Source organism: Pseudomonas sp. SR18 (assembly GCF_023701505.1).
In the GTDB taxonomy this organism is placed as follows: domain Bacteria; phylum Pseudomonadota; class Gammaproteobacteria; order Pseudomonadales; family Pseudomonadaceae; genus Aquipseudomonas; species Aquipseudomonas cyclaminis.
Window position 1 is genome coordinate 242,357 of the sequence record NZ_JAMQAU010000005.1, and the last position, 24,160, is coordinate 266,516.

26 protein-coding genes are annotated in these 24,160 nt (G+C 60.2%); 13 read left to right on the plus strand and 13 right to left on the minus strand.

Going from position 1 to position 24,160, the window contains the following annotated elements; genetic code table 11:
- The first annotated feature begins 5 nt into the window (after window positions 1-5).
- Complete coding sequence (locus NDJ82_RS10530) at window positions 6-506, plus strand: universal stress protein (protein ID WP_191947430.1); 501 nt, start codon at window positions 6-8, stop codon at window positions 504-506.
- A 104-nt stretch (window positions 507-610) separates the two neighbouring features.
- Window positions 611-1,585: an HTH-type transcriptional regulator CysB gene (gene cysB / locus NDJ82_RS10535; RefSeq protein WP_003189876.1), complete on the plus strand. Its 975-nt coding sequence runs from the start codon at window positions 611-613 to the stop codon at window positions 1,583-1,585.
- A gap of 5 nt (window positions 1,586-1,590) precedes the next feature.
- Here cysB and NDJ82_RS10540 read toward each other — a convergent pair whose 3' ends face one another.
- Window positions 1,591-2,073: a GreA/GreB family elongation factor gene (locus tag NDJ82_RS10540; RefSeq protein ID WP_250925420.1), complete on the minus strand. Its 483-nt coding sequence runs from the start codon at window positions 2,071-2,073 to the stop codon at window positions 1,591-1,593.
- 12 nt (window positions 2,074-2,085) lie between these two features.
- The gene (locus NDJ82_RS10545; RefSeq protein ID WP_099586813.1) at window positions 2,086-2,457 is read right to left on the minus strand and encodes a hypothetical protein; all 372 of its coding nucleotides are present in this window, start codon (window positions 2,455-2,457) and stop codon (window positions 2,086-2,088) included.
- A gap of 129 nt (window positions 2,458-2,586) precedes the next feature.
- Here NDJ82_RS10545 and earP point away from each other — a divergent pair, with 129 nt between their 5' ends.
- Window positions 2,587-3,720, plus strand: a complete 1,134-nt coding sequence (gene earP / locus NDJ82_RS10550) for an elongation factor P maturation arginine rhamnosyltransferase EarP (RefSeq protein ID WP_250925421.1) — start codon at window positions 2,587-2,589, stop codon at window positions 3,718-3,720.
- 49 nt (window positions 3,721-3,769) lie between these two features.
- Window positions 3,770-4,342: an elongation factor P gene (locus NDJ82_RS10555; protein ID WP_032889016.1), complete on the plus strand. Its 573-nt coding sequence runs from the start codon at window positions 3,770-3,772 to the stop codon at window positions 4,340-4,342.
- A gap of 65 nt (window positions 4,343-4,407) precedes the next feature.
- Here NDJ82_RS10555 and NDJ82_RS10560 read toward each other — a convergent pair whose 3' ends face one another.
- From NDJ82_RS10560 to NDJ82_RS10575, 4 genes are all read right to left on the minus strand, one after another.
- Window positions 4,408-5,424, minus strand: coding sequence for an alpha/beta hydrolase (locus NDJ82_RS10560; protein WP_250925422.1), 1,017 nt, complete (start codon window positions 5,422-5,424; stop codon window positions 4,408-4,410).
- A gap of 27 nt (window positions 5,425-5,451) precedes the next feature.
- Complete coding sequence (locus NDJ82_RS10565; RefSeq protein ID WP_099586810.1) at window positions 5,452-5,871, minus strand: organic hydroperoxide resistance protein; 420 nt, start codon at window positions 5,869-5,871, stop codon at window positions 5,452-5,454.
- A gap of 146 nt (window positions 5,872-6,017) precedes the next feature.
- Window positions 6,018-6,470 (minus strand): MarR family winged helix-turn-helix transcriptional regulator, encoded by a 453-nt coding sequence (locus NDJ82_RS10570; RefSeq protein WP_099586809.1) that lies wholly within the window; start codon window positions 6,468-6,470, stop codon window positions 6,018-6,020.
- Between the two features lie 78 nt (window positions 6,471-6,548).
- Window positions 6,549-7,499 (minus strand): LysR family transcriptional regulator, encoded by a 951-nt coding sequence (locus NDJ82_RS10575; RefSeq protein WP_099586808.1) that lies wholly within the window; start codon window positions 7,497-7,499, stop codon window positions 6,549-6,551.
- Between the two features lie 108 nt (window positions 7,500-7,607).
- Between NDJ82_RS10575 and NDJ82_RS10580 the strand changes: the two genes are divergently transcribed.
- The gene (locus NDJ82_RS10580; RefSeq protein ID WP_099586807.1) at window positions 7,608-8,357 is read left to right on the plus strand and encodes a sulfite exporter TauE/SafE family protein; all 750 of its coding nucleotides are present in this window, start codon (window positions 7,608-7,610) and stop codon (window positions 8,355-8,357) included.
- Here the strand turns inward: NDJ82_RS10580 and NDJ82_RS10585 are convergent.
- The gene (locus NDJ82_RS10585; protein WP_099586806.1) at window positions 8,347-9,228 is read right to left on the minus strand and encodes a LysR family transcriptional regulator; all 882 of its coding nucleotides are present in this window, start codon (window positions 9,226-9,228) and stop codon (window positions 8,347-8,349) included. The genes NDJ82_RS10580 and NDJ82_RS10585 overlap by 11 nt on opposite strands.
- A 70-nt stretch (window positions 9,229-9,298) precedes the next feature.
- Between NDJ82_RS10585 and NDJ82_RS10590 the strand changes: the two genes are divergently transcribed.
- The gene (locus NDJ82_RS10590) at window positions 9,299-9,505 is read left to right on the plus strand and encodes a DUF1127 domain-containing protein (protein WP_244653888.1); all 207 of its coding nucleotides are present in this window, start codon (window positions 9,299-9,301) and stop codon (window positions 9,503-9,505) included.
- 45 nt (window positions 9,506-9,550) lie between these two features.
- Entirely contained in the window at window positions 9,551-10,765 is a 1,215-nt protein-coding gene (locus NDJ82_RS10595) for a winged helix-turn-helix domain-containing protein (protein WP_250925423.1), read from the plus strand.
- 104 nt (window positions 10,766-10,869) lie between these two features.
- Here the strand turns inward: NDJ82_RS10595 and NDJ82_RS10600 are convergent, their stop codons facing one another.
- Window positions 10,870-12,216 carry a class II 3-deoxy-7-phosphoheptulonate synthase gene (locus NDJ82_RS10600; protein WP_112194251.1) on the minus strand — a complete coding sequence of 449 codons (1,347 nt, stop codon included), beginning with the start codon at window positions 12,214-12,216 and terminating at the stop codon, window positions 10,870-10,872.
- Window positions 12,217-12,340: 124 nt separating this feature from the next.
- Between NDJ82_RS10600 and NDJ82_RS10605 the strand changes: the two genes are divergently transcribed.
- Window positions 12,341-13,096: a spermidine synthase gene (locus NDJ82_RS10605; RefSeq protein ID WP_250925424.1), complete on the plus strand. Its 756-nt coding sequence runs from the start codon at window positions 12,341-12,343 to the stop codon at window positions 13,094-13,096.
- Between the two features lie 98 nt (window positions 13,097-13,194).
- Here NDJ82_RS10605 and NDJ82_RS10610 read toward each other — a convergent pair whose 3' ends face one another.
- Window positions 13,195-13,986 carry a crotonase/enoyl-CoA hydratase family protein gene (locus tag NDJ82_RS10610; RefSeq protein WP_250925425.1) on the minus strand — a complete coding sequence of 264 codons (792 nt, stop codon included), beginning with the start codon at window positions 13,984-13,986 and terminating at the stop codon, window positions 13,195-13,197.
- A 422-nt stretch (window positions 13,987-14,408) separates the two neighbouring features.
- On the opposite strand from NDJ82_RS10610, the gene NDJ82_RS10615 reads away from it, so the two are divergent.
- Window positions 14,409-16,082 (plus strand): DEAD/DEAH box helicase, encoded by a 1,674-nt coding sequence (locus tag NDJ82_RS10615; protein WP_027606997.1) that lies wholly within the window; start codon window positions 14,409-14,411, stop codon window positions 16,080-16,082.
- A gap of 86 nt (window positions 16,083-16,168) precedes the next feature.
- On the opposite strand, the gene NDJ82_RS10620 is transcribed toward NDJ82_RS10615, so the two are convergent.
- Window positions 16,169-16,936 (minus strand): DODA-type extradiol aromatic ring-opening family dioxygenase, encoded by a 768-nt coding sequence (locus NDJ82_RS10620; RefSeq protein WP_250925426.1) that lies wholly within the window; start codon window positions 16,934-16,936, stop codon window positions 16,169-16,171.
- Between the two features lie 103 nt (window positions 16,937-17,039).
- Between NDJ82_RS10620 and NDJ82_RS10625 the strand changes: the two genes are divergently transcribed.
- Complete coding sequence (locus tag NDJ82_RS10625) at window positions 17,040-17,696, plus strand: thiopurine S-methyltransferase (RefSeq protein WP_250925427.1); 657 nt, start codon at window positions 17,040-17,042, stop codon at window positions 17,694-17,696.
- Window positions 17,697-17,753: 57 nt separating this feature from the next.
- Here NDJ82_RS10625 and htpX read toward each other — a convergent pair whose 3' ends face one another.
- Together htpX and NDJ82_RS10635 are read right to left on the minus strand one after the other, a co-directional pair.
- On the minus strand, window positions 17,754-18,641 hold the full coding sequence (htpX, locus tag NDJ82_RS10630; protein ID WP_032889053.1) for a protease HtpX: 888 nt from the start codon (window positions 18,639-18,641) through the stop codon (window positions 17,754-17,756).
- Window positions 18,642-18,946: 305 nt separating this feature from the next.
- On the minus strand, window positions 18,947-20,158 hold the full coding sequence (locus tag NDJ82_RS10635) for a pyridoxal phosphate-dependent aminotransferase (protein ID WP_017136168.1): 1,212 nt from the start codon (window positions 20,156-20,158) through the stop codon (window positions 18,947-18,949).
- 202 nt (window positions 20,159-20,360) lie between these two features.
- Here NDJ82_RS10635 and msrB point away from each other — a divergent pair, with 202 nt between their 5' ends.
- The 3 genes from msrB to NDJ82_RS10650 all read left to right on the plus strand — a co-directional run bounded on the left by msrB (window position 20,361) and on the right by NDJ82_RS10650 (window position 21,861).
- The gene (gene msrB / locus NDJ82_RS10640) at window positions 20,361-20,753 is read left to right on the plus strand and encodes a peptide-methionine (R)-S-oxide reductase MsrB (protein WP_112194259.1); all 393 of its coding nucleotides are present in this window, start codon (window positions 20,361-20,363) and stop codon (window positions 20,751-20,753) included.
- A gap of 134 nt (window positions 20,754-20,887) precedes the next feature.
- Window positions 20,888-21,373, plus strand: a complete 486-nt coding sequence (locus NDJ82_RS10645; protein ID WP_099586796.1) for a glutathione peroxidase — start codon at window positions 20,888-20,890, stop codon at window positions 21,371-21,373.
- Window positions 21,370-21,861, plus strand: coding sequence for a MarR family winged helix-turn-helix transcriptional regulator (locus NDJ82_RS10650; RefSeq protein WP_158878807.1), 492 nt, complete (start codon window positions 21,370-21,372; stop codon window positions 21,859-21,861). Before NDJ82_RS10645 ends, NDJ82_RS10650 begins: the two co-directional genes overlap by 4 nt.
- On the opposite strand, the gene NDJ82_RS10655 is transcribed toward NDJ82_RS10650, so the two are convergent.
- Window positions 21,815-24,124 (minus strand): hybrid sensor histidine kinase/response regulator, encoded by a 2,310-nt coding sequence (locus NDJ82_RS10655; protein WP_112194263.1) that lies wholly within the window; start codon window positions 24,122-24,124, stop codon window positions 21,815-21,817. The two genes, NDJ82_RS10650 and NDJ82_RS10655, sit on opposite strands and share 47 nt — an antisense overlap.
- Window positions 24,125-24,160 lie beyond the last annotated feature (36 nt).

Genomic DNA, 24,160 nt, shown 5'->3' on the forward strand with positions numbered 1-24,160 from the left:
GTTTTATGATTCGTTCGATGCTGTACGCCACGGACCTCGGTCTTTACGCGCCCTATGTGATGCAACATGCGCTGGCGCTGGCGCGAACGTTCAAGGCTGACCTGTATGTGATTCACGTGGTCGAGCCGATCGGGCTGTTCGCCGAATCGGTGTTGCAGAGCTACCTTGATGAAGCCGCGTTGAGCGAGTGGCAGAGCCGGGGGCTGAACACGGTGATGGCGACTATCGAGCAGCGGGTGCTCGACAGTTTCCGCGAGGAGTTGGGGGAGGGTGAGCAGGACCTGAAGTTGATCCGTTCGGTACGCGTGATCCAGGGAGATCCGTGCGAGGTGATTCTGGACCAACTGCGCAAACTGTCGGTAGATCTGCTGATAGTCGGCAGCCACAGCCATGCAGCGGGTGCGACCACGCCTCTGGGGCGTACCGCGGCACGGGTACTGCAACTGTCCAGCGTACCGGTTTACCTGGTGCCGTCGTTACAACGTCGCCGCAGTGATGACATGTGATCGGTAGGAAACGATAAAAAGTTCTAGATTTATCTGTCTAACCTTTAATATAGTTATATACCGTCGCTGATACCCGTGGCGTCTATCTGCTTTGAGGGACACTTATGAAGCTTCAACAACTGCGCTACATCTGGGAAGTGGCGCACCACGACCTCAACGTTTCCGCTACCGCTCAAAGCCTGTACACCTCGCAACCCGGTATCAGCAAGCAGATCCGCCTGCTCGAAGACGAGCTGGGCGTTGAAGTGTTCGCGCGCAGCGGCAAGCACCTGACCCGCGTCACCCCGGCCGGTGAGCGCATCATCACCACCGCCGGCGAGATCCTGCGTAAAGTCGAAAGCATCAAGCAGATTGCCCAGGAGTTCTCCAACGAGAAGAAAGGCACCCTGTCGATCGCCACCACGCACACCCAGGCGCGGTATGCATTGCCTCCGGTGATTCGCGATTTCATCAAGCAATATCCGGACGTGGCCCTGCACATGCACCAGGGTTCGCCGATGCAGATCGCCGAGATGGCCGCTGACGGCACCGTCGATTTTGCCATCGCCACTGAAGCCCTGGAGCTGTTCGGTGATTTGGTGATGATGCCGTGCTACCGCTGGAACCGTTGCGTGGTGGTGCCTCAGGGTCACCCATTGGCCAAGTTGCCGAAGCTGACCCTCGAAGCCCTGGCCGAATACCCGATCGTGACCTACGTGTTCGGTTTCACCGGCCGTTCCAAGCTGGACGAAGCCTTCAGTCATCGCGGCCTCACACCGAAAGTCGTGTTCACCGCCGCCGACGCCGACGTGATCAAGACCTACGTGCGCCTGGGCCTGGGCGTGGGTATCGTCGCCAAGATGGCGGTCGATACCAACCTCGACAAAGACCTGGTGGTGCTCGACGCCAGCGAGCTGTTCGAATCCAGTGTGACCAAGATCGGCTTCCGCCGTGGCACGTTCCTGCGGGGCTTCATGTGCGACTTCATCGAGAAGTTTGCGCCGCATTTGACCCGCGAAGTCATGGCCAAGGCGATCCAGTGCCACAACAAGCAGGAGCTGGAAGAGCTGTTCGACGGCGTTGAACTGCCTGTTCACTGAGTGGCTTATCGGGCCTCGGTAACCGTAAACAGTTGCCGAGCGCCTGCCACCAGAATCTCCACTTCATCCCCTTCGAACTTGCCCAGCAGGCTTTTGCCCAGAGGCGAGCGCGGGGTGATGACCGTCACCGGTTGCCCGACCACATCCACCTTCAAGCCCGCAGCATCAGGCGCCAGGAACAGCCATTGCTGGCGACCGTTCTCGTCCTCCAGACCCAATAGTGCACCGACTTCTATCCCTTGCTGATCATCGTAGGCGCGCAACTGCAGGTTCTTGCACAGCGTCAGCGACTGCTTGATTTCCTCGACCCGTTTGGCTTGCCCGGCCGCTAGATAAGAAGCTTCCAACCCCAAGGTGTCGTACTTGTTCTCCGCGATGTTTTCTTCATGAGTCGCGGTTTCGTAGGCAGTCTGCGCGGCGCGTTGGGCTATATCGAGGTCGACGGTGAGCTTTTCCAGGATCAGCTGGAGTACGGCGTGCTTATTCATGGCTGTGCTTGATCATTCGCAGAATTGCAGGACATTGGCCCGGCTTTTTTCATTGGGCGCATTCTGGTCTTGTTGCAGCCAGAACTGGCATTTGGGGTTGGACAGGTTACGGGCGTTGCTACGCGCCTGGTCCAGGGTTTGTTGCTGTTCCTGCTTTTGCAGGTTTTGTTGGTACTGCTCGAACATGCGGTTGGGCGGCTCCGGCGCGACAACGGCCGGTTTACCCAATTGCTGGACCGCCTGGGCCACCGGCGCGAGGCTTTGCGGAAACAGGTAGCGCGAGGCCAGCCAAGTGGTCAGCGCGATGGCGATAAACCCCAGCCATACGCCCAAGGCGATAGCGATGCACAGCTTGAGCAGCGACAAAGGCGCGCTAGAGGGCATGTGGAACTCCTTGCTACGGGGATAATGGCGGCGATTGTCGCACAGCCTCCATGCAGAATAATCGCGATCAAGCCTTCTGCATCGGCGCATTTATGCGGACAATCGAGCCTTTGAGTGTTGGAGCCCGGAATGAAAGCCCGCTGGGATATTTTTTGCAGCGTTGTCGATAACTTCGGCGACATTGGCGTGACATGGCGCCTGGCCCGGCAATTGGTGGCGGAGCATGGCTGCGAGGTGCGTTTGTGGGTCGATGACCTGCGGGCCTTCGAACGCATGTGCCCCGAGGTGGATGTGCAGCGCGAGCAACAATGGCAAGAGGGCGTCGACGTGCGCCACTGGCCAGCCGATTGGTCACCAACCCCTGCCGCGGATGCGGTGATAGCCGCTTTCGCTTGCCAGTTACCGCCTGACTATATGGAAGCCATGGCCGAGTGTGAGTGCACGCCGTTGTGGATGAACCTGGATTATCTCAGCGCCGAGGATTGGGTAGTGGGCTGTCATCGCCTGCCGTCGGTGAAGTTCAAGGGGGTACAAAAGTATTTCTTTTTCCCCGGCTTCCGACCCGGTACCGGCGGTCTGTTGCGTGAGGCCGGGTTGCTGGAACAGCGTAGGGCTTTTCAGCGGGATATCGCTGCGCAGCGACAATTCCTGCAATCGCTGGGGGTGTTTCCAACTGATGGTGCGCGTCTGTTCTCACTGTTTGCGTATGAAAATGCCGGGCTGGCCAGTTGGCTGGACGTATTGTCGACGGACGGGCGTGCCACTCATCTATTGGTGCCGGAAGGGCGCATCCTCGGTGATGTAGAGCGCTGGCTTGGAGTAGAAGAGCTCGCCGCCGGGGATGTTCATCAGCGTGATGCACTGACCGTGCAGATACTGCCGTTCGTGCGTCAGGGGCAATATGACCACCTGCTGTGGTGCTGCGACTTCAACGCAGTGCGCGGTGAAGACTCGTTCGTGCGCGCCCAGTGGGCCGGGCGCCCGCTGCTGTGGCACATCTATCGCCAGGACGAAGACATCCACCTCGACAAGCTCGATGCCTTCCTGGAGCTGTACACCGCCGCCTTGTCACCGGCTGCAAAGGCGGCACTGGTCGCGCTTTGGCAGGCCTGGAACACCGAGGGCGACATGGCGCAGCCGTGGAAAATGCTGCTGGAACACTGGCCAGAGGTCAGCCAGAACGCCGAAGCGTGGTGTCTGGAGCAGGCCTTGCAGGCCGATCTTGCGACGGCGCTGGTACAGTTTTATGAAAGTTGGATATGATACGCCACCTTGATTTTTGTAAATCCCATCCAAATTTCGGATATATGCAATGAAAACTGGTAAAGAACTGAAACCCGGTACAGTGATCCGTCTCGAAAACGACCCTTGGCTGGTTCAGAAAGCTGAGTTCACCAAGTCTGGTCGTAACAGCGCAATCATGAAGACCAAGCTGAAGAACCTGCTGACCGGTTACAAGACCGAGATCGTCTACAGCGCCGATGACAAACTGGACGACGTAATCCTCGACCGCAAAGAAGCGACCCTGTCCTTCATCAGCGGCGACACCTACACGTTCATGGACACCACCGACTACACCATGTACGAGCTGAACGCTGAAGACATCGAAGCCGTTCTGCCGTTCGTGGAAGAAGGCATGGAAGACATCTGCGAAGCGATCTTCTTCGAAGAGCGCCTGGTTTCCGTAGAGCTGCCGACCACTATCGTGCGTAAAGTTGCTTACACCGAAGGTTCCGCTCGCGGCGACACTTCGGGCAAGGTAATGAAGCCAGCCAAGCTGGCTAACGGTACCGAGCTGCAGGTCGCTGACTTCATCGAAATCGACGACCTGATCGAGATCGACACCCGCGAAGGCGGTTCGTACAAAGGTCGCGCCAAGAAGTAATTCTGGCCCTACCGTACGAAATAAAAAAACCCGACCATGAGTCGGGTTTTTTATGGGCGCTGTTTTTACTTCAAGTGTTGCTTCAACTCATCCGATGCCTGCAGCAGGGCCGAACGCACCGCCGGCACCTGGCTGACTACATTGAGCAAACCGTAGTCGTGAATCATGCCGTTGTAACGTACGGCGGTCACCGGCACACCGGCTGCATCCAGTTTGCGGGCATAGGCTTCGCCTTCATCACGCAGCACATCGGCGCCGGCCGTCTGAATCAGCGCGGGCGGCAAACCCTTTAGTTGGTCCGTGGTGGCCCGCAGCGGCGAGGCATAGATCTCGGCTCGCTGGTTGGCGTCGGTGGTGTAGTTGTCCCAGAACCACTTCATCATATTTTTGGTGAGGAAGTGCCCTTCGGCGTACTGGTTGTAGGACGCGGTCTCGAAATTGGCGTCAGTCACCGGCCATAACAGCAGTTGGAATTTGATCGCCGGCGTGCCCTTGTCCTTGGCCATCAGGCTGACCACGGCCGCCATATTGCCGCCGACGCTGTTGCCCGCGACCGCCAGGCGCTTGCCGTCGACATTGATCTCTTTACCGTGTTCGGCCACCCATTTCGTTGCGCCGTACGCCTGGTTGATCGCCACTGGGTAATGTGCCTCGGGTGACGGCGTGTAGTTGACGAACACCGCCACCGCCCCGGAACCCACGACCAGATCACGCACCAGGCGTTCGTGGGTCGGATAATCCCCCAGCACCCAACCGCCGCCGTGGAAGAACATGAACACTGGCAATGTGCCTTTGACCCCGGCCGGACGCACGATGGTCAGGTCCAGCGGCTTGCCATCGACCTGGATGGTCTTCTGGCTCACATCAGCCTTGGGCAGCGTCAGCTTCACCCCGGCTTGGGCGCCGGTCAGCACCGCGCGCGCTTCCTTGGGCGTCAATTGTTCCATCGGCTTGCCGGTGCCGGCGTTCAATACATCCAGGAAAGCCTGGGTGTTGTGCTCAACGTCGCCATTGGCGGCGAACGCGTGGCTGATGGACAAGGCGAGCAGGGTGCCGGTGAGCGCTTTACCAAATGTGTTCATGTTCTTCTCCTTGAGCTGCAGCGTGGGTTAGACGGTTACATGCAGGCGCACATCGACGTTGCCACGGGTGGCGTTGGAGTACGGGCAGACCTGGTGAGCTGCGTCGACCAGACTTTGCGCGTCATCCTGCGCCAGGCCAGGCAGGCTGATATGCAGGTCGATGTCCAGGCCGAAACCGCCGGGGATCTGGCCGATGCCGACGTGGGCAGTGATCGAGGCGTCAGCCGGGATTTTGCGTTGGGTCTGGCTGGCGACGAATTTCAGGGCGCCGATGAAGCAGGCCGAGTAGCCGGCAGCGAACAGTTGTTCCGGGTTGGTCGCCTGACCACCGGCGCCGCCCAGTTCTTTTGGCGTGGAGAGCTTGACGTCGAGGATGTTATCGCTGGAAACAGCGCGACCATCACGGCCGCCGGTGGCGGTGGCTACTGCGGTATAGAGCGTTTGCATGGTGTCGTCCTCATTGGTATATAGCGCTAAATGTTTGCGCGCTAAGTAGCTGGTGAGGCGAATGTATAGCGCTAATGTTTAGCGCGCAAGATAAATTTAAAAGTATTTTTCGTGAAGCGCCTCATCCCGCATTTTCATTGGGCGTATTAAACGGCGCCTTGCAGGTTGCTGCGCAATGCAATCAGATCCGCTTGCAGCTTGCGCAATTGTTCCAACTCCAACCCGCTGGCCCCAAGGATGCACTGTGGAATACCCATGGCCTTGTCCTGCAAGGCACGGCCGGCGGTAGTCAGTTCCACCACCACCACGCGTTCATCCTCACGGCTGCGCGTTCGGCTGAGCAGGCCTTCGGCTTCCAGGCGTTTGAGCAGTGGCGTCAGGGAGCCAGGGTCCGTGAGCAGGCGGCTGCTGATTTCGCCGACAGTCAAACCATCCTCTTCCCACAGCACCATCATGGCCAGGTACTGCGGGTACGTCAGGCCGAGCGCTTGCAGCAGAGGCTTGTAGACCTTCGTCATCAGCAATGAAGTGGAGTGCAACGCGAAACACAGCTGGTTATTCAGCATCAGGGGTTCGCACGGGTCAGGATTTTTGCTCATGGCGGTGCCTTAAATACGTGTATGGGCTGGAATCTAGCGAGCAAATCTTTAATGCGCCAGACAATTCTGTCCAGAAGGTCAGACCAGGCCGCTCTGCAGCGCCAGATCCCATGGCGGAACAGGGCTGAAACGGGATTTGAGGTATTCCAGCAGCAAGCGGCTGCGTGCGTTGGCCTGTTGTTCCAGGCGCAGCGCATAGATCCCGGTAGTTTCCGGGCTGGGCAGACCATCTTCGCAAAACAGCGGCAGCAATTCGCCACGCACCAGGTATTCGCTGGCCAGCCAAGTGGGTAGGTGGGCGATGCCCAAGCCGGCCAAGGCACCTGAGAGCAGCGCTTCTGCGTTGTTGGCGCTCATGCGGATGCGCTGTGGGCGATAGGTCGCACGGCGCCCGTCCAGTTCGAAGCGCCACGCGAACATCGGAGCCAGGCCATCCCAGTCCAGGCCATCATGGTCACTCAACTCCCGGGGATGGGCCGGCGTGCCACGGCTTTTGAGGTAGGCCGGGCTGGCGCAGGCGATACGCACGATGCTGGCCAGGGGCGTGGCGATCAGACGGGTATCGACGATATGCCCGGCCCGCAGCACCAGGTCGACCTTGCCAAGATGCGCGCCCTGCATATCCACGAAACTATCGATCAGATGCAGGTGCACATCCAGGCCGGGGTACACCTTCAGGAAATCCGCGATGACTGGCGCCAAGTGCCGTCGACCAAACGCCGCGGGCGCATCCACGCGGATCAAGCCCTCCGGCGCATGGCTCAGAGACACCGCTTCAGCCCGTGCCAGTTGCAACTCGCTGACAATCCGCCGCGCCCGCTCTGCAAACGCCAGGCCCGCCGGCGTCGGCACTACCGCGTGGGTACTGCGCTGGAACAAGCGGCTGCCCACGGAGCTTTCCAGGCTGTCGATGCGCCGCGCTACCGCGGAGGGCGTCAACGGATGACGGCGTGCGGCGGCGGAAAAGCTGCCGGTTTCCAGTACATCGAGAAACAGACTCAACTGGTCGGTAAGGGTATTGGGGTTCATGAATGAATGCTTATGCGAGATTGGCACAGCCATTGTGCGTTGCTGTGCGTTTCCGCGCCAGGGCCGACTGCGTAGCATGCGAGGCCTGGGATTATGGAGTAATGAGCGGTGTGGGATTTAGCGATGTACCTCGTATTGGGCGCGGCCTTGGGCACAGTGGGCGGGCTGTTTGGCATCGGCGGCGGGCTGATTGCGATCCCGGTGCTCGGCGTATTGTTTGGCCTGGATCAACAGATCGCCCAAGGCACCGCGCTGGTGATGGTGGTGCCAAACGTGATGCTCGCCCTGTGGCGTTATCACCAGCGCAACCGGATTGAACTGCGTCACGCGCTGCCGCTGGGCATCACGGGTTTCAGCTTTGCCTGGTTGGGCTCGATCTGGGCAGTGGGCCTGGATGCAGGGGCGATGCGGATTGGCTTCATTGCGTTTCTGGTGGCGTTGTCGGCCTACAACCTGTTGCGCATGTTCACCCGCAACGCACCGCCGACCGCGCAGATGCGTTATTCCTGGCCCTGGCTGGGCGTGCTGGGCGCCGCGTCCGGCTCCATGGGCGGCTTGTTTGGTGTAGGCGGGGCCGTGGTGGCCACGCCGGTGCTGACCAGCGTGTTCGGCACTACCCAAGTGGTCGCCCAAGGCTTGTCCCTGGCCTTGGCCCTGCCCAGCACCGGCGTGACCCTGGTCACCTACGCCTGGCACCACGAAGTGGATTGGATGATCGGCATACCCCTGGCAGTGGGTGGCCTGCTCAGTATCAGTTGGGGCGTGAAAGTTGCCCATGCCTTGCCCGAGCGTTTGTTGCGTGGCCTGTTCTGCGGCTTCCTGGTGGTGTGCGCGGTGATGCTGACCTTTAAACTCTGAAGCCTTCCAGAATGTACTCGGCCAGGCATTCGGTGATCGGCGAGGTAATGTGCGGGTTGCGCAGCAAGTGCAGATTCATCGACGGCAGCGGTGGGAACCCCTCGTCGCTGCCGAGTATGCGCAAGTCGTCGGTCACCAGGCTTTCCATGCAGATCATCGCGGCGAGGCCGGCACTCACCACCGCCTGGATCGCCGCGACGTTGGTGCTGTGGTACGCCAGGCGATAGTCCCGGCCGCAGGCATCCAGTGCGGCACGGGTCCACTGCGTATACAGGCAGTCGTCGCCGGAAACCGCCAGGGGCACGGCGTCGTGTTCCTCCACGCAGAAGCACGGCGCTGCTGCCCAGACCATCCGCTCAGTGCGCAACAGTTCGCCGATTTCTTTGCCGGGCTCCCGGCTGATCACGGTCAGCGCCAGGTCCCGCCGCTGCATCAGCACCGTTGACGACTCGCAATGCAGCTCGATCTGGATCAGCGGGTACGCCTTGGAAAATTGCTTGAGGATCCCCGGCAGGAAGCGCATCACGTAGTCGTCCGGCGTGCCGATCCGCACCAGCCCCACCATATGCGGCTCGCGCAGGGTGTTGAACACCTCGCTGTGCAGTTTCAGGATGCGCCGCGCATAACCCAGCAGCACCTGGCCCTCGGGTGTCAGTCGCACCTGCCGGCCATCGCGCTCGAACAGCTTGCGCTGCAACACGTCCTCTTCCAGACGCTTCATCTGCATGCTTACCGCTGATTGAGTGCGGTTGACCAGCTCGCCAGCGCGGGTAAAACCGCCCTGGTCAGCGATGGCAACGAAGGTGCGCAGCACTTCAGTGTCGATGCTCGGGTAGCCGGACAATTGATCAATCTCCGAGATGTATTGCATAAGAAACATTCGTTGGATTGATCATAGTGCCCCGCACACACTGGCGTCATCCCCAAGGGAGGGCGAGAAGATGAAAGGTCAGAAAGGTTATGTGTTGATGGCGAAGCATCCGTTTGCCGGGTTGTTTCAAAGGATTGCCCGCTGGCAGGCATTGCGCTACGAACGCCAGATGCTGGCGAGCATGAGCGATGATGCGCTCAAGGACATCGGCCTCAGCCGCGCCGATGTGGAACAGGAAACCCATCGGCATTTCTGGGAAGACCCGCTGCGAAAATGACCGGGGATGCAGTAGGGTAGGTCGCGAGCCCTCAAGGAGTTTTCCATGCCCGCCGACCTGTCCTTTTCACTCAAGCAAGCTCGACGCATGGCGCTGGCGGCTCAGGGTTTTTCCGGGCGCCAGCCGCCTGCGCAGATCAAGGCCGCGCACCTCAACCGATTGATCGACCGCTTGGGCGTGTTGCAGATTGATTCGGTCAACGCCGTGGTGCGTTCTCATTACCTGCCGCTGTTTTCCCGCCTGGGTCACTATTCCCCTTTACTGCTTGAGGAGGCTGCCTGGAGCCAGGGCCGGCGGCGTTCGCTGTTCGAATACTGGGGGCATGAAGCCTCGCTATTGCCCATGGCGTTGTACCCATTGATGCGGTGGCGCATGGTGCGGGCGCAGCAGGGCCAGGGCATTTATGCGCAGATGGCGCGTTTTGGGCGCGAGCAGCAGGCCATCATTCAGCGTGTGCTCAAGACCGTTGAACAACAGGGCGCACTCGGCGCCGGCAGCCTGTCCACCCGTGAGGAGCGCGCCGGCCCCTGGTGGGACTGGAGTAATGAAAAGCACGCGCTGGAATGGTTGTTTGCTGCCGGGCTGGTCACCGTGGCCGGTCGACGCGGTTTCGAGCGCCTTTACGACTTGCCCGAGCGCGTCATGCCCGCTGACATTCTCCAGCAAGCCCCGTTGGCTGAAGCCGAGGCCCAGCGCGGGTTGTTGCTGCACAGTGCCACCGCCCTGGGGGTCAGCACTGAAAAAGATTTGCGTGATTACTTTCGCCTCGACCCTGCCGACAGTCGCGCTCGCTTGGCTGAGCTGGTGGAGAACGGCCAATTGCTGACCTGCCGGGTTCAGGGCTGGAAGCGGTCGGCATATTGCCTGCCGGAGCCAAAAACGCCCCGCAACGTACCGGCCAGCGCCTTGCTGTCGCCCTTTGACTCGTTGATCTGGGAACGCGCCCGCACTGAGCGCCTGTTCGATTTCCGTTACCGACTGGAGATCTACACCCCGCAAGACAAACGGGTGTATGGCTATTACGTGCTGCCGTTTTTGCACAACGAGCGGATCGCCGCCCGCGTCGACCTGCGGGCCGAACGCGCCAATGGGCGCTTGGCGGTGCATGCGGTGCACGAGGAAGAGCCGGGGCTGGATGAGGAGGGGATGCTGGCGCTGGCGCAGCATCTGCGGCAAATGGCGCAATGGTTGGGGCTTGAGCAGGTGCAGCTCAATTGCCAACGGCCAAGTGCCGCTCGGCTGCGGCTTGCTGGGCTCTAGGGCTCCATCGGGGGCAAGCCCCCTCCCACAATTTGACTGCGTTCACAGGTCAAAATGTGGGAGGGGGCTTGCCCCCGATGGCCTCAGTCCTGTCAGCCTAAATCTCAGCGCTTGACCTGTTTCAAGGTCTCGGCAATCAGAAACGCCAACTCCAGCGACTGATCGGCATTCATCCGTGGGTCGCAATGGGTGTGATAGCGGTCCGACAAGCCATCCTCGGTGATTGGCCGCGCGCCGCCGATGCACTCGGTGACGTTCTGCCCGGTCATCTCGATATGAATTCCGCCGGCGTAGCTGCCCTCGGCCTGGTGCACCTGGAAGAATTCTTTCACTTCGCCGAGGATCTGCGCAAAGTCGCGGGTCTTGTAGCCGCTGCTGGCCTTGATGGTGTTGCCATGCATCGGGTCCGAGCTCCACAGCACCTGCTTGCCCTCGCGCTGTACGGCGCGGATCAGGTTGGGCAAGTGGTCGCCGACCTTGCCTGCGCCCATGCGGGCGATCAGGTTCAAGCGGCCTGGGTCGTTGTCCGGGTTGAGGATGTCGATCAGGCGGATCAGGTCGTCGGGGTTCATGCTCGGGCCGACCTTGACCCCGATCGGGTTGTTAACGCCGCGCAGAAACTCGACGTGGGCGCCATCCAACTGGCGGGTGCGGTCGCCGATCCACAGCATATGGGCCGAACAGTCGTAGTAGTCGTTGGTCAGGCTGTCACGGCGTACGAAAGCTTGTTCGTAGTTCAGCAGCAGCGCTTCGTGGGCGGTGAAGAAGCTGGTTTCGCGCAGTTGCGGCGAGCTGTCCATGCCGCAGGCACGCATGAAGGCCAGGGTTTCGTCGATGCGGTCCGCCAGTTGGCTGTACTTCTCGGCCAGCGCGGAGTTGGCGATAAAGTCCAGGTTCCACTGATGAACCTGGTGCAGGTCGGCGAAACCGCCCTGGGCGAAGGCGCGCAGCAGGTTGAGGGTGGCGGTGGACTGGTGGTACGACTGCAACAGGCGGTCCGGGTCGGGTACGCGGCTTTTTTCGTCAAAGCCAATGCCGTTGACGATATCGCCACGGTAGGCGGGCAGGGTGATGCCGTCGATGGTCTCGTCGTTGGATGAGCGCGGCTTGGCGAACTGGCCGGCCATGCGCCCGACTTTTACCACCGGGCAGCCGGCGGCGAAGGTCATCACAATCGCCATCTGCAACAACACCTTGAAGGTGTCGCGGATTTTCGCCGCAGAAAACTCAACGAAGCTTTCGGCGCAGTCACCGCCTTGCAACAGGAAGGCGCGACCCTGAGTCACTTCGGCAAACTGGCGGCGCAACTCACGGGCTTCCCCGGCAAACACCAGCGGCGGGTAGCTGGCCAGGTTCTGCTCCACCCGCAACAGGTGTGCGGCGTCCGGGTACTGGGGTTGTTGCTGGATCGGCAGGGCGCGCCAGCTGTCGGGGCTCCAGGGTTGGCTCATCATGAACTCGATTGGCTGATTGACGGTCGGGCGCCAATGTTATCAGCAATTAGTGCGTGACCTGCTGCCGCCGGTTGGCCGACAATCGCGCCTTTGGCGTAGAGCAAACCCGTTAGGAGTAGTGATGACAGAGGAGCGTGTCGAGCGCCTGCTGGCCGAGGTCCATGATGACTTCGGCATGATCCGTGTGCTCGAAGTGGCCGATTACCGGTTTCTCGAATTCGGCGACGCCATCGAGCAGAGCTGCGTGTTCACCGCCGATCCGAGCTGGCTGGAGTACGACTACACCCGCGCGATGCTGATCGGCGCGTTGTGCCATGAACAGCCGGAAAGCGCGTTGTTCCTCGGTCTCGGCGCTGGCACGTTGACCCAGGCGTGCCTGAAGTTCTTGCCCCTGGAAGACGTCGAAGCCATCGAGCTGCGCCCGGACGTGCCACGTCTGGCCATCGAGTACCTGGGGTTGGACGATGATCCGCGCCTGTACATCCGCATCGGCGACGCCCTGGAATTGCTGGAGACTGCCGAATCGGCCGACCTGATTTTCGTCGACCTTTATACCGATGTCGGCCCAGGCGTCGGGCACCTGGCCTGGACCTTCCTGGAAAACTGCCAGAAAAAGCTCAACCCCGGTGGTTGGCTGGTGATCAACCAGTGGGCGACTGACGACGGTAAACCACTGGGCGCGGCGTTGTTGCGTGGGCTGTATCACCGGCATTACTGGGAGCTGCCGGTGAAGGAGGGCAATGTAATTTTGCTGGTGCCTTCGGAGTTGGATCAGGTGCTGGATCTGGCTGCGCTTTCTAATCGGGCTGAAGTGTTGGCGCCGCGTCTGGGGTATTCGTTGCAGCCGTTGATCAAGGCGATTCGGACGGCTACTTAGTTGTCTGTGCTGACGTCATCGGGGGCAAGCCCCCTCCCACATTGGAGCGCATTCTCCTGTGGGAGGGGGCTTGCCCTGATGGCGCCGGAGTTGCCCACTCAAATGCCTTTGAATACCCCCGGCCGCTTCTCGATCATCGCTCGTACACCTTCCTTGGCATCTGCACTGTTGAACAGCTTGTCGACCATTGGCGGCAAGGCAGCGGCGGCCACGGTCTCACCCTCCATGCGCGCCAGTCGCGCCGACATCAAGGTAGCCTGCACGCCCAGCGGAGCCTGGCGCGCAATGCGGTTGGCCAGTTCAATGGCGCGGGGCAGCAAGTCTTCGCTGGCCATCACTTCCTGCACCAGACCCAGGCGCAGGGCTTCATGGGCGTCGAACTCATCGCCAGTGAGCAGCCAGCGCATGGCGTTGCCCCAGCCGGCGATCTGATGGAAGCGCAATGTCGCACCGCCAAACGGAAAGATCCCACGCTGTACTTCCATCTGCGCAAAGCGCGTGTTGCTCGCACAGAGGTTGATATCCGCCGCCAGCATCAATTCGATACCGATGGTCAGGCAGTAGCCTTGGGCGGCGACGATCACCGGTTTGCTTATCCGCGGACCGGCGAACACGCCCCACGGATCGCAGCCCCCCAGCGGCGGTTGCCAGCCGCCGGCCATCACGGCGCTGACATTGGCCAGGTCCAGCCCGGCGGTGAAGTGGTCGCCGTGGGCAAAGACGACAGCGACCCGCGCAGCGTCGTTTCGATCAAATTCGCCATACGCCAGGCTCAGCTCATTGAGCAAATCCAGGTCAAAGGCATTGCGCTTGGCCACCCGGTCCAGGCCCAACAGCAGGACATGGCCCTGGAGTTCACGGCTGACGCGGCTGCTGCTGGCTTGATTCATCGGGTGTGCCCTCGGGCGCAGGGAAGGATTTCAGACCAAAGGTCTCGAACATTGGGTGAATCGTTTAAGCGTTATCACCAACAGGGCCGGGCCTTTGAAAAATAGACCCTGGCCGGCTTATCTGCAAAGACTGTGACGCAGCGCGGTTTATCGGCGCTTTGCGATAAAAAAAGCTCCCTTTTTCAGGTATTTCCGGTATAGTGCGCGCCGGCCTTTAACCGGGCCGCGTTTAGGTAGCGCAATTCCCCGAAGTCAGCTTCGGCTGCACGTCCGCACAGCGGACTCTCCCTTGACGAATCTTTTTCATTCATTCGTTTTCGCAAATCCCCGCCGACAAAGCAGCCAGGGCGACTCTTGAGTCTCAACACGGCATGCGCAGCTTTGGAGCATGGGTCTTTGCGGATGCACTTAGAGGCAGACCCATGACCCAGGAAACCGGCGGCTTCGCCGCTTTTAATCTTAACCCGAACATTCTTGCTGCCGTCATTGCGACCGGCTACGAAGAACCTTCGGCGATTCAGCAGCAATCGATCCCGATCATCATGGCCGGCCAGGACATGATTGGCCAGGCGCAAACCGGTACCGGTAAAACCGCCGCGTTCGCCCTGCCTATCCTGCACTGCATCGATCCTGCCAAGCGCGAGCCGCAAGCCCTGATCCTGGCGCCAACCCGTGAGTTGGCGCTGCAAGTAGCAACCGCTTTTGAAACCTACGCCAAGCAAATGCCAGGCGTTACCGTTGTTGCCGTTTACGGCGGCGCGCCGATGGGCCCGCAACTGAAAGCCATCCGTAATGGCGCTCAGATCGTTGTGGCGACCCCAGGCCGCCTGTGCGACCACCTGCGTCGCGACGAAAAAGTACTGTCGACCGTGAACCACCTGGTTCTCGACGAAGCTGACGAAATGTTGAAGCTGGGCTTCATGGATGACCTGGAAGTCATCTTCAAGGCGCTGCCACCGACCCGTCAGACCGTACTGTTCTCGGCCACTCTGCCACAGTCGATCCGTGCCATTGCCGAACGCCACCTGCGCGATCCGCAACACGTGAAGATCCAGACCAAGACTCAGACCGTTACCGCGATCGAACAGGCTCACCTGTTGGTTCACGCTGACCAGAAGACCTCGGCTGTATTGAGCCTGCTGGAAGTCGAAGACTTCGATGCCCTGATCATGTTCGTGCGTACCAAGCAAGCGACCCTGGACCTGGCAAGTGCCCTGGAAGCCAAAGGCTACAAAGCCGCTGCGCTGAACGGTGACATCGCCCAGAACCAACGCGAGCGCGTGATCGACTCCCTCAAGGATGGCCGTCTGGACATCGTTGTAGCGACCGACGTAGCCGCTCGTGGTCTCGACGTTCCACGTATCACCCACGTGTTCAACGTTGACATGCCTTACGATCCAGAGTCCTACGTTCACCGTATCGGCCGTACCGGCCGTGCAGGTCGCGAAGGTCGTGCACTGTTGCTGGTGACTCCACGTGAGCGCCGCATGCTGCAAGTGATCGAGCGTGTAACCGGTCAGAAAGTTGCCGAAGTCCGCCTGCCGGATGCCCAGGCTGTTCTCGATGCCCGCATCAAGAAACTGACCAACAGCCTGTCGCCACTGGTGGCTGACGCTGAATCGACCCACGGCGACCTGCTGGACCGCCTGACCGCCGATATCGGCTGCACCCCACGTGCCCTGGCTGCAGCTCTGCTGCGCAAGGCAACCAACGGTCAGGCCCTGACCCTGGCAGCCATCGAGAAAGAACGCCCACTGGTACCGAACAACGCGCCACGCGGTGATCGTCCAGAGCGTACTGGCGACCGTCCAGACCGTGGTGATCGTGAGCGTCGTGCTCCGGTTCCATTGGCTGAAGGTCGTGCTCGTTGCCGTACCGCGCTGGGCGCGCGTGACGGTATCGCTGCCAAGAACCTGCTGGGCGCTATCCTCAACGAGGGTGGCCTGGCACGTGAAGCCATCGGTCGCATCCAGGTCCGTGACAGCTTCTCCCTGGTGGAGCTGCCGGAAGACGGTCTGGAAAAGCTGCTGACCAAACTGAAAGACACTCGCGTTGCCGGTAAGCAGCTGAAGCTGCGTCGCTACCGCGAAGATTGATCCGCCCTTGGGCTGATTGATCGCACATAAAAAATCCCCGACTGGTTCGGGGATTTTTTTTGCGTCGCTGTTTTAACCATTACGAGTTAGCCGAAGCGGTAAATGTCCATGCCCAGCGCGCCCATGGTGAAACCTTGGTGCGCGATGCTGAAACCCCCGCCCGCACCACGCGCAAAGTAGAGCGGCAACAGGTGTTCATCGCTTGGATGGCTGCGAACTGCGTAGGGCGCTTGGCGGCGATAGTCGTGCAGTGCGGCTTCGTCGTTGGCAACAAGCTTCTCCACGACCCAGTCGCGGAAACCCCTCGCCCAAGGCTCGATGCTTTCAGGCCCGGCGTGCCAGTCCAGTTCGCCCAGGTTGTGAGTGATACTGCCGGAACCGATCAGCAGAACACCTTGCTCGCGCAAGCTGGCCAAGGCATGGCCGACTTGTGTCTGCAGGGCAGGGCCCATGTGGCTGGGCAGGGACACCTGCACCACCGGGATATCCGCGGCGGGGTACATCAGCGACAGCGGCACCCAAGTGCCGTGGTCGAAAGGGCGCTGGTCGTCAATGCGCGCATTCAGACCATCGGCGTGCAACAGTTGGACAATCTCGCGGGCCAGTTGCGGGTCGCCCGGCGCCGGGTATTGCACGGCAAACAGTTCACGGGGGAAGCCGCCGAAGTCGTGCCAGGTTTCCGGTGCGGCGCTGCCGCTGACAAGCAAATCCTGGCTTTCCCAATGCGCCGACACCACCACGATTGCCTTCGGGCGGGGCAGCTCGGCCGCCAGGCGTTGCAGCGCCGGGCCGCTGGCGCCAGGTTGCAGGGCGAGCATGGGCGAACCGTGTGAGATAAACAGGCTAGGGAGCATAAGTGGGGTCCTGAGCGTTAACATGGGCCCATCTTCAATCAGATCATTGATCTAAATCTAATATAAGTTTTAGTGCCTTTTGATCGAGATTTCTGGGGGATCCATGGAACCTAAGTTTTGGCAGGAGCGCTGGGCGCGCAATCAGATCGGCTTCCATCTGCCCGAGGTCAACCCTTACCTGCAAAGGCATTGGGCTTCTTTGGCGTTGGCTGAGGGCGCCAAGGTGCTGGTGCCTTTGTGTGGCAAAAGCCTGGACTTGATGTGGCTGGCCAGCCACGGCTATCGCGTGCTCGGCGTTGAACTGTCGGAGCAAGCGGTTGAAGCCTTCTTCAGTGAGCAGAACCTGACGCCGCGAACCACTCGGCGCGGCGCGTTCAAGGTGTACCAGGCGGATTTGATCGAAGTGTGGTGCGGTGATTTCTTCGCCCTGGACGCTGAGGTGCTGGCTGATTGCACTGCGCTCTACGACCGCGCCGCCCTGATCGCCTTGCCACCGCTGATGCGCGCGCAGTACGCCGAGCATCTGAACAGCCGCTTGCGCCCAGGCTGCCAAGGATTGCTCATCACCCTCGACTACGACCAGACGCAAAAGGCCGGCCCGCCGTTTGCCGTGACGGATGACGAGGTGAAGGTGCTGCTGGAAGCGCACTGGAGCCTGCAGGTGATCGAGGAGCAAGACATTCTTGGTGAGAGCTGGAAGTTCGTGCAGGACGGCGTCACGGGCTTGGACGAGCGCGTCTGCAAAATGGCGCGGGTATAAAGGGGCGCCCACAAAAAAAGGGGCGATCCGATCGCCCCTTTTTTGCATTACCGGGTATCAGCCCCGACGACGTAGCGCGTCAATCCGCTCTTCCAGCGGTGGGTGGCTCATGAACATGCGCGCCAGGCCCTGCTTGATGCCGCCGTTGATGCCGAAGGCGGTCAGGCTGTCAGGCATGTGCACCGGCAGGCCCTGTTCGGAGCGCAGGCGTTGCAGCGCACTGATCATTGCGTTGGTGCCCGCCAGGCGTGCGCCGGCTTCGTCTGCCCGGAACTCGCGTTTGCGCGAGAACCACATCACGATCGCACTGGCCAGGAAGCCCAGTACCACTTCGGCAAAGATGGTCGCCACGAAGTAGGCGATACCGCGACCGCCTTCGTTCTTGAAGATCACCTTGTCGACAAAATTGCCGATGATCCGCGCAAAGAACATCACGAAGGTGTTCACCACGCCTTGCACCAGTGCCAGGGTGATCATGTCGCCGTTGGCAACGTGGCCAATCTCGTGCGCGAGTACTGCCTTCACTTCATCGGGTGAGAAACGTTCGAGCAAGCCCTGGCTGACGGCCACGAGCGCGTCGTTCTTGTTCCAGCCCGTTGCAAAGGCGTTGGCCTCATAAGCAGGGAAAATCCCGACTTCGGGCATTTTGATACCTGCCTCTTGGGACAACTGCTCCACGGTTTGCATCAGCCATTGTTCATGGCGAGTGCGTGGTTGGGTGATGACCTGGGTGCTGGTGCTCATCTTCGCCATCCACTTGGAGATGAACAGCGAGAACAGCGAGCCGGCAAAACCAAAGACCGCACAGAAAATCAGCAGCTGATTGAGGTTCAGATCAACCCCGTTGGCCGCCATGAACCCGTTGAAGCCGAAAAGGCTCAGGGTGATGCTGGCAATCAGCACGACCGCCAGGTTGGTGGCCAAGAACAGCAGGATGCGCATCATGGTTGTAGAGTTCTCCTCATGCTTAATATGTCGCTTACTGCGGGGTATATAAGGTGCGGCATGGGGTGATTCAACCGAGCGACTATTTCAAACTGTGTCCTACAGCTCGAATGTAGAGTCTTGAAGGGATTTTCCGACCGGGAATGCTACCCCTTACAAGCCGTTCATGGTCTTGTGGCCCAACAATTATAGGGGGCTTGAGGCCATAGAGCGGCACGGGCGGTATGAGGGGAGGGGTAAAGACAGAGAAGTGTTGCCAGATAATCGCTGTACGACCGAATGTCGGTCGTACAGCGTCATATCCCCTACTGGCGATAGGACTTGAGGAAATTGCCGATACGTCCAATCGCCATGTCCAGGTCATCCACACGCGGTAAGGTAACCACGCGGAAGTGATCCGGCCACGGCCAGTTGAACGCGGTGCCCTGCACCACCAGCAGTTTTTCCGACAGCAGCAAGTCGAGCACGAACTTCTCGTCGTTGAGGATCGGGCACACCTTCGGGTCGATCCGTGGGAACGCGTACAACGCACCCATGGGTTTCACGCAGCTCACGCCCGGGATCGCGTTGAGCAGTTCCCACGTGCGGTTGCGCTGCTCCAGCAGGCGGCCCTGGGGCAGAACCAGATCATTGATGCTCTGGTAGCCGCCCAGTGCGGTCTGGATTGCGTGTTGGCTCGGCACGTTGGCACACAGGCGCATGTTGGCCAGCATGTCGATACCTTCGATGTAGCTCTGGGCGTTGTGCTTGGGACCGGAGATGGCGATCCAGCCGGAGCGGAAGCCCGCCACGCGGTAGGACTTGGACAGGCCGTTGAAGGTCAGGCACAGCAGGTCCGGCGCCAGGGAGCCCGTGCAGATATGGACCGCATCGTCGTAGAGAATCTTGTCGTAGATCTCGTCGGAGAACACCACCAGGTTGTGCTGGCGGGCCAGTTCGAGCATGCCCAGCAGCACTTCTTTAGAGTAAACCGCGCCGGTAGGGTTGTTCGGGTTGATGATCACCAGCGCCTTGGTGTTCGGGGTGATCTTGGCCTTGATGTCGGCCAGGTCCGGGAACCAATCGGCGCCCTCGTCGCACAGGTAGTGCACCGGGTGGCCACCGGCCAGGGTCACGGCGGCGGTCCACAGTGGATAGTCCGGTGCTGGTACCAGCACTTCGTCGCCGTTGTTCAGCAGCGCCTGCATGGACATCACGATCAGCTCGGACACGCCATTGCCCAGGTAGATGTCTTCGATGCCGACACCTTCAACCTGCTTCTGCTGGTAGTACTGCATCACCGCCTTGCGTGCGCTGAACAGGCCCTTGGAGTCGCTGTAGCCCTGTGCGGTAGGCAGGTTGCGGATCACGTCCTGGAGGATTTCGTCCGGCGCTTCGAAACCAAAGGGCGCCGGGTTGCCAATGTTCAGCTTGAGGATGCGATGGCCTTCCTCTTCCAGGCGCTTGGCGTGCTTGAGCACTGGGCCGCGAATGTCATAGCAGACGTTGGCGAGCTTGTTCGATTTGCTGACCTGCATGGCGATGTGATCCTGAAAATGAACGATCCAGACGGTGTGGACACTACCGTACTGTGAAACCTGCGGGGCCCGCACCCATAAATACGTTTGAATGCCGATAGCGCGGGTGCCAGACTGGCGTTTTGAAGAGGCGCAATCATACGTGCCGCCTGATCCATGGAAAAGACACAGATCAGGCTTTTTCAGTTGCCGAGGTGTACCGATGGATAAGTTGCAGAAAACCGTTGAAGAGTGGAAAGCCATGCTCGATCCCGAGCAGTACAACGTGTGCCGGCTCAAAGGTACCGAGCGCCCGTTCAGCGGCAAGTACAACGACACCAAGACCGACGGCGTGTACCACTGCATCTGCTGCAATGCGCCGCTGTTCGACTCCGCCACCAAATTTGATTCCGGCTGCGGCTGGCCGAGCTTTTACGCGCCGATTGCCGACAGCGCGATGATCGAGATCCGTGACGTCAGCCACGGCATGATCCGCACCGAAGTCACCTGCGCCAAGTGTGATGCGCATCTGGGCCACGTGTTCCCGGATGGGCCGCCGCCGACCGGTCTGCGTTATTGCATCAACTCGGTGTGCCTGGACCTGGTCCCGCGCTGAGTCCTCGCGGTGAGGGAGCCTGCTCCCTCATCCCGTGCCCATAAGGCACTATCATTCCGATCAATTCAATTGCACACAATTGAATCGCCTACTATCTTTCTCCTTCTTCTCCCTTTTTTTCTTGAGGCACTGCCATGAGCGACAACCTGCTGAGCATCCCTTGCACCACCATCAAAGGTGAGCAAAAGACCTTGGCCGATTTCGCCGGCAAGGCCGTGCTGGTGGTCAACACTGCCAGCAAGTGCGGTTTCACCCCGCAGTACAAGGGGCTGGAACAGCTTTGGCAGCAATACAAGGATCAGGGCTTGGTGGTGCTGGGCTTTCCCTGCAACCAGTTCGGCAAGCAGGAGCCGGGTGACGAAGGTGCGATCTCAGAATTCTGCGAGCTGAATTTCGGTGTCAGCTTCCCGTTGTTCAAGAAGATCGACGTGAATGGCAGCGATGCCCATCCACTGTTCGTGCAACTGAAAAAACAGGCGCCGGGCCTGCTGGGTTCCAAAGGCATCAAGTGGAACTTCACCAAGTTCCTCATCGGCCGCGACGGCCAGGTAGTCAAGCGCTTTGGCCCCACCACCAAGCCGCAGGACCTGACCCAAGAGATCGAAGCCCTGCTCAAATGATCCAGCCGCCCGCCGTGTCCCTGGCCCTGGACAACCAGCTGTGTTTCAAGCTCTACGCTGCTTCCAGGGCTGTTACACGCGCCTATAAGCCGATGCTCGACCAATTGGGCCTGACCTATCCGCAATATGTGGTGATGCTGGTGTTGTGGGAGTGGCACGACACGCCAACGTCGCAACCAACAGTCAAAGCCCTGGGCGAACGCCTGATGCTCGACTCGGGTACGTTGACGCCCTTGCTCAAGCGTCTGGAGCAACTTGCGCTGGTGCGGCGCCGGCGCAGTGCCCAGGATGAGCGGGAGGTTCACCTGAGCCTGAGTGACAGCGGCGTACAGCTGCGTGATCAGACCCTCGCCCTGAAAACCCGGTTGCTGTGCGCCAGTGGGGTTGACCTGAACCAGGCTGACGCCTTGCGTGACGGTCTGGATCAGTTGCTGGCGCAGATCAGAGCGTTGTCGTCCGAGGCACCCACAGGTCCAGCAGGGCATTGAGTTCTTCGCGGCGGAACGGTTTGGCCAGGTAGTCATTCATGCCCGCCGCACGGCACCGCTCGCGCTCCTCGGACAGGGCGTTGGCGGTCAACGCGACAATCGGCAGGTCCGGCCAGCGCCCGCTGCGGCGAATCTGTCGGCTGGCTTCATAGCCATCCATCACCGGCATGTTGCAGTCCATCAGCACCAGGTCGAAGGGTTGCTCTTCGAGGAGTTTGAGCGCTTCGCCGCCATGGGGCGCCACAATCACCTCGCAGCCCAGTTTGCTGAGCATGCCCTTGGCCACCAGTTGATTGACCGGGTTGTCCTCCACCAGCAGGATGCGCGCGCGATGTGCGAGGGGGGCGGCATCCAGCTGGATCGGATCAAGGATCAACTGCGTGCCTCTGTGCATGTTGCGCAGCAGGATCTGATACAGCGCGGTGCGGCTCAAAGGACGCGCCTGTTGGTGCAGGGGTACCAGCGCTGCCACTTCCTCGCTTGGCATGAAATTGCCATAGGCCGTCACCAGCAAAATGGGCGCGGTAATGCCCGGCCGTATGCGGAACAGGCATTCCGGGCAATCGGTAATCAGCAGGTCAGGCGTTTGCCCGCTCAAATCGTCATCCATGGTGAAACAACGCGGTGTCAGCCCCCAACTGGGCAGCAGTGTGGTGAGCAACTCCGTCAGGCCGCCGCCAGCGCTGGTGATGGCGATGACCTGGCCGCTCAGCGGCGGCGGCTGCACGGCGGGCAAATGGGTGGGCAGCGGCAGGTCTGCGCAGAATTGGCTGCCAAAGCCCACCTCCGAGCTGATACTCAACCGTCCCTTCATGGCTTCACAGAGGTTGTGGGTCAGCGCCAGACCCAGGCCCGTCCCGCCAAACTGGCGAGTGATACCGGCACCGGCCTGGGTGAACGGTTGGAAGATCTTCACCTGGGCATCCTGCGCAATGCCGATGCCGGTATCGCAGACTTCAATACGCACGCCGCCGTCGTGGGTGTGCAGGCGCACATCAACGCGACCGAAGCGTGTGAACTTGAGGGCGTTGGACAGTAAGTTGCTGACGATCTGCCGCACACGGGTCGGGTCGCCCAGTACCTGGGCCGGAAACTGCGGGTCGATCAGGCACGTCAGTTCCACGCTCGGCGCTGCGTTCTGTGACAAGAGGTTCGCGGTGTCTTCCACCAGCGCGCCGAGGTCGAACGGGATGCGCTCCAGCTCCAACTGCCCGGCATCAAACTTGGACAGGTCGAGAATATCGTTGAGCAACTCCACCAGCACTTTGCCCGAGTCATGGGCGATAGACAGTTGCTGGCGTTGCTCGGCGTTCAACGGGCTGTCCAGCGACAGCGCGATCATGCCCAGCAGGCCGTTGAGCGGGGTGCGGATTTCGTGGCTCATGTTTGCGAGGAAAGCCGCCCGGGCCTGAGCCATGGCCAATGCATTCATCTTTGCCGCTTCGAGCTCATTGTTGGTCTGGGTCAGGCGCTGGTTGCTGGCCTTGAGTTCGAGGGTGCGAGCGGAGACGATGTCCTCCAGTTGCCCCAGGTATTCCGTCAATCGGTCTTCGGCGTGACGGCGTTGCTGGATTTCGGTTTCCATGTTTTCGAATTGCTGGTTGGCGACATTCACCAACACGCCGATTTCATCGTGCTCATGCCCCGGCGGGCAATCCAGGCGGGCCTGCTTGCGGGTGCTCAGTTCACGGATAATGCGCACCAGCGGTTGAGTCAGCATCACATAGAACAGGCCCAGCAGAATCCCGGTCAGCAGCAGGCTGCGGGCAAATCCGTTGAGCAGGGTGATCTCGGCGCGGCGTAGGAACCGGCTGCCAAAAGCGTAGGTGTCGACATCCAGACGTAGTACGCCCAGTGACTCGTTAGGCATGTGGCTCAGGAACAGTTGGTCTTCGAACTGGCGGTTGGCGCCAAACATGAAGTCACTGATAGGCCGGTAAGTGCTTTCCTTGCGTGGCCGGTCGACATCGGCGAGTACCACGCCGTTGTTGTCGATCAACTGCGCGCGAATGATGGCTGGGGAGTGCAACAGGCCGCGGGTCAGCTCCTGGGCCAGTTCCGCATCGATGTTGTAGGCAATACGTGACGCCGGGTTATGGCTGATTTCGATCAGCGAGCGTATTTCACGGTTGATGGATGCGTCTTCACTGGCATAATCAATGCCGATTTGGATCAGGCTGAGCAAGGTTCCCAAGACGAAACCGACCAGCACAGTCAATCTGGCTTGTTTAAAAGACAAGCGGTGGGCGAATTTGATATCCATCGAGTGTTGAACCACTTCACGTTTCCCTTCGCCCGG

What these genes read in the sequence shown, in the direction of transcription:
- NDJ82_RS10555 (WP_032889016.1), top strand. Translation starts at nt 3,770, where the DNA reads ATGAAAACTGGTAAAGAACTGAAACCCGGTACAGTGATCCGTCTCGAA.
- htpX (WP_032889053.1), bottom strand. Translation starts at nt 18,641, where the DNA reads ATGATGCGCATCCTGCTGTTCTTGGCCACCAACCTGGCGGTCGTGCTG.
- NDJ82_RS10650 (WP_158878807.1), top strand. Translation starts at nt 21,370, where the DNA reads ATGATCCAGCCGCCCGCCGTGTCCCTGGCCCTGGACAACCAGCTGTGT.
- NDJ82_RS10565 (WP_099586810.1), bottom strand. Translation starts at nt 5,871, where the DNA reads ATGCAAACGCTCTATACCGCAGTAGCCACCGCCACCGGCGGCCGTGAT.
- NDJ82_RS10620 (WP_250925426.1), bottom strand. Translation starts at nt 16,936, where the DNA reads ATGCTCCCTAGCCTGTTTATCTCACACGGTTCGCCCATGCTCGCCCTG.
- NDJ82_RS10635 (WP_017136168.1), bottom strand. Translation starts at nt 20,158, where the DNA reads ATGCAGGTCAGCAAATCGAACAAGCTCGCCAACGTCTGCTATGACATT.
- earP (WP_250925421.1), top strand. Translation starts at nt 2,587, where the DNA reads ATGAAAGCCCGCTGGGATATTTTTTGCAGCGTTGTCGATAACTTCGGC.
- NDJ82_RS10585 (WP_099586806.1), bottom strand. Translation starts at nt 9,228, where the DNA reads ATGCAATACATCTCGGAGATTGATCAATTGTCCGGCTACCCGAGCATC.
- msrB (WP_112194259.1), top strand. Translation starts at nt 20,361, where the DNA reads ATGGATAAGTTGCAGAAAACCGTTGAAGAGTGGAAAGCCATGCTCGAT.
- NDJ82_RS10645 (WP_099586796.1), top strand. Translation starts at nt 20,888, where the DNA reads ATGAGCGACAACCTGCTGAGCATCCCTTGCACCACCATCAAAGGTGAG.
- NDJ82_RS10545 (WP_099586813.1), bottom strand. Translation starts at nt 2,457, where the DNA reads ATGCCCTCTAGCGCGCCTTTGTCGCTGCTCAAGCTGTGCATCGCTATC.
- cysB (WP_003189876.1), top strand. Translation starts at nt 611, where the DNA reads ATGAAGCTTCAACAACTGCGCTACATCTGGGAAGTGGCGCACCACGAC.
- NDJ82_RS10605 (WP_250925424.1), top strand. Translation starts at nt 12,341, where the DNA reads ATGACAGAGGAGCGTGTCGAGCGCCTGCTGGCCGAGGTCCATGATGAC.
- NDJ82_RS10560 (WP_250925422.1), bottom strand. Translation starts at nt 5,424, where the DNA reads ATGAACACATTTGGTAAAGCGCTCACCGGCACCCTGCTCGCCTTGTCC.
- NDJ82_RS10625 (WP_250925427.1), top strand. Translation starts at nt 17,040, where the DNA reads ATGGAACCTAAGTTTTGGCAGGAGCGCTGGGCGCGCAATCAGATCGGC.
- NDJ82_RS10655 (WP_112194263.1), bottom strand. Translation starts at nt 24,124, where the DNA reads ATGGATATCAAATTCGCCCACCGCTTGTCTTTTAAACAAGCCAGATTG.
- NDJ82_RS10595 (WP_250925423.1), top strand. Translation starts at nt 9,551, where the DNA reads ATGCCCGCCGACCTGTCCTTTTCACTCAAGCAAGCTCGACGCATGGCG.
- NDJ82_RS10575 (WP_099586808.1), bottom strand. Translation starts at nt 7,499, where the DNA reads ATGAACCCCAATACCCTTACCGACCAGTTGAGTCTGTTTCTCGATGTA.
- NDJ82_RS10570 (WP_099586809.1), bottom strand. Translation starts at nt 6,470, where the DNA reads ATGAGCAAAAATCCTGACCCGTGCGAACCCCTGATGCTGAATAACCAG.
- NDJ82_RS10590 (WP_244653888.1), top strand. Translation starts at nt 9,299, where the DNA reads ATGAAAGGTCAGAAAGGTTATGTGTTGATGGCGAAGCATCCGTTTGCC.
- NDJ82_RS10615 (WP_027606997.1), top strand. Translation starts at nt 14,409, where the DNA reads ATGACCCAGGAAACCGGCGGCTTCGCCGCTTTTAATCTTAACCCGAAC.
- NDJ82_RS10530 (WP_191947430.1), top strand. Translation starts at nt 6, where the DNA reads ATGATTCGTTCGATGCTGTACGCCACGGACCTCGGTCTTTACGCGCCC.
- NDJ82_RS10610 (WP_250925425.1), bottom strand. Translation starts at nt 13,986, where the DNA reads ATGAATCAAGCCAGCAGCAGCCGCGTCAGCCGTGAACTCCAGGGCCAT.
- NDJ82_RS10600 (WP_112194251.1), bottom strand. Translation starts at nt 12,216, where the DNA reads ATGAGCCAACCCTGGAGCCCCGACAGCTGGCGCGCCCTGCCGATCCAG.
- NDJ82_RS10540 (WP_250925420.1), bottom strand. Translation starts at nt 2,073, where the DNA reads ATGAATAAGCACGCCGTACTCCAGCTGATCCTGGAAAAGCTCACCGTC.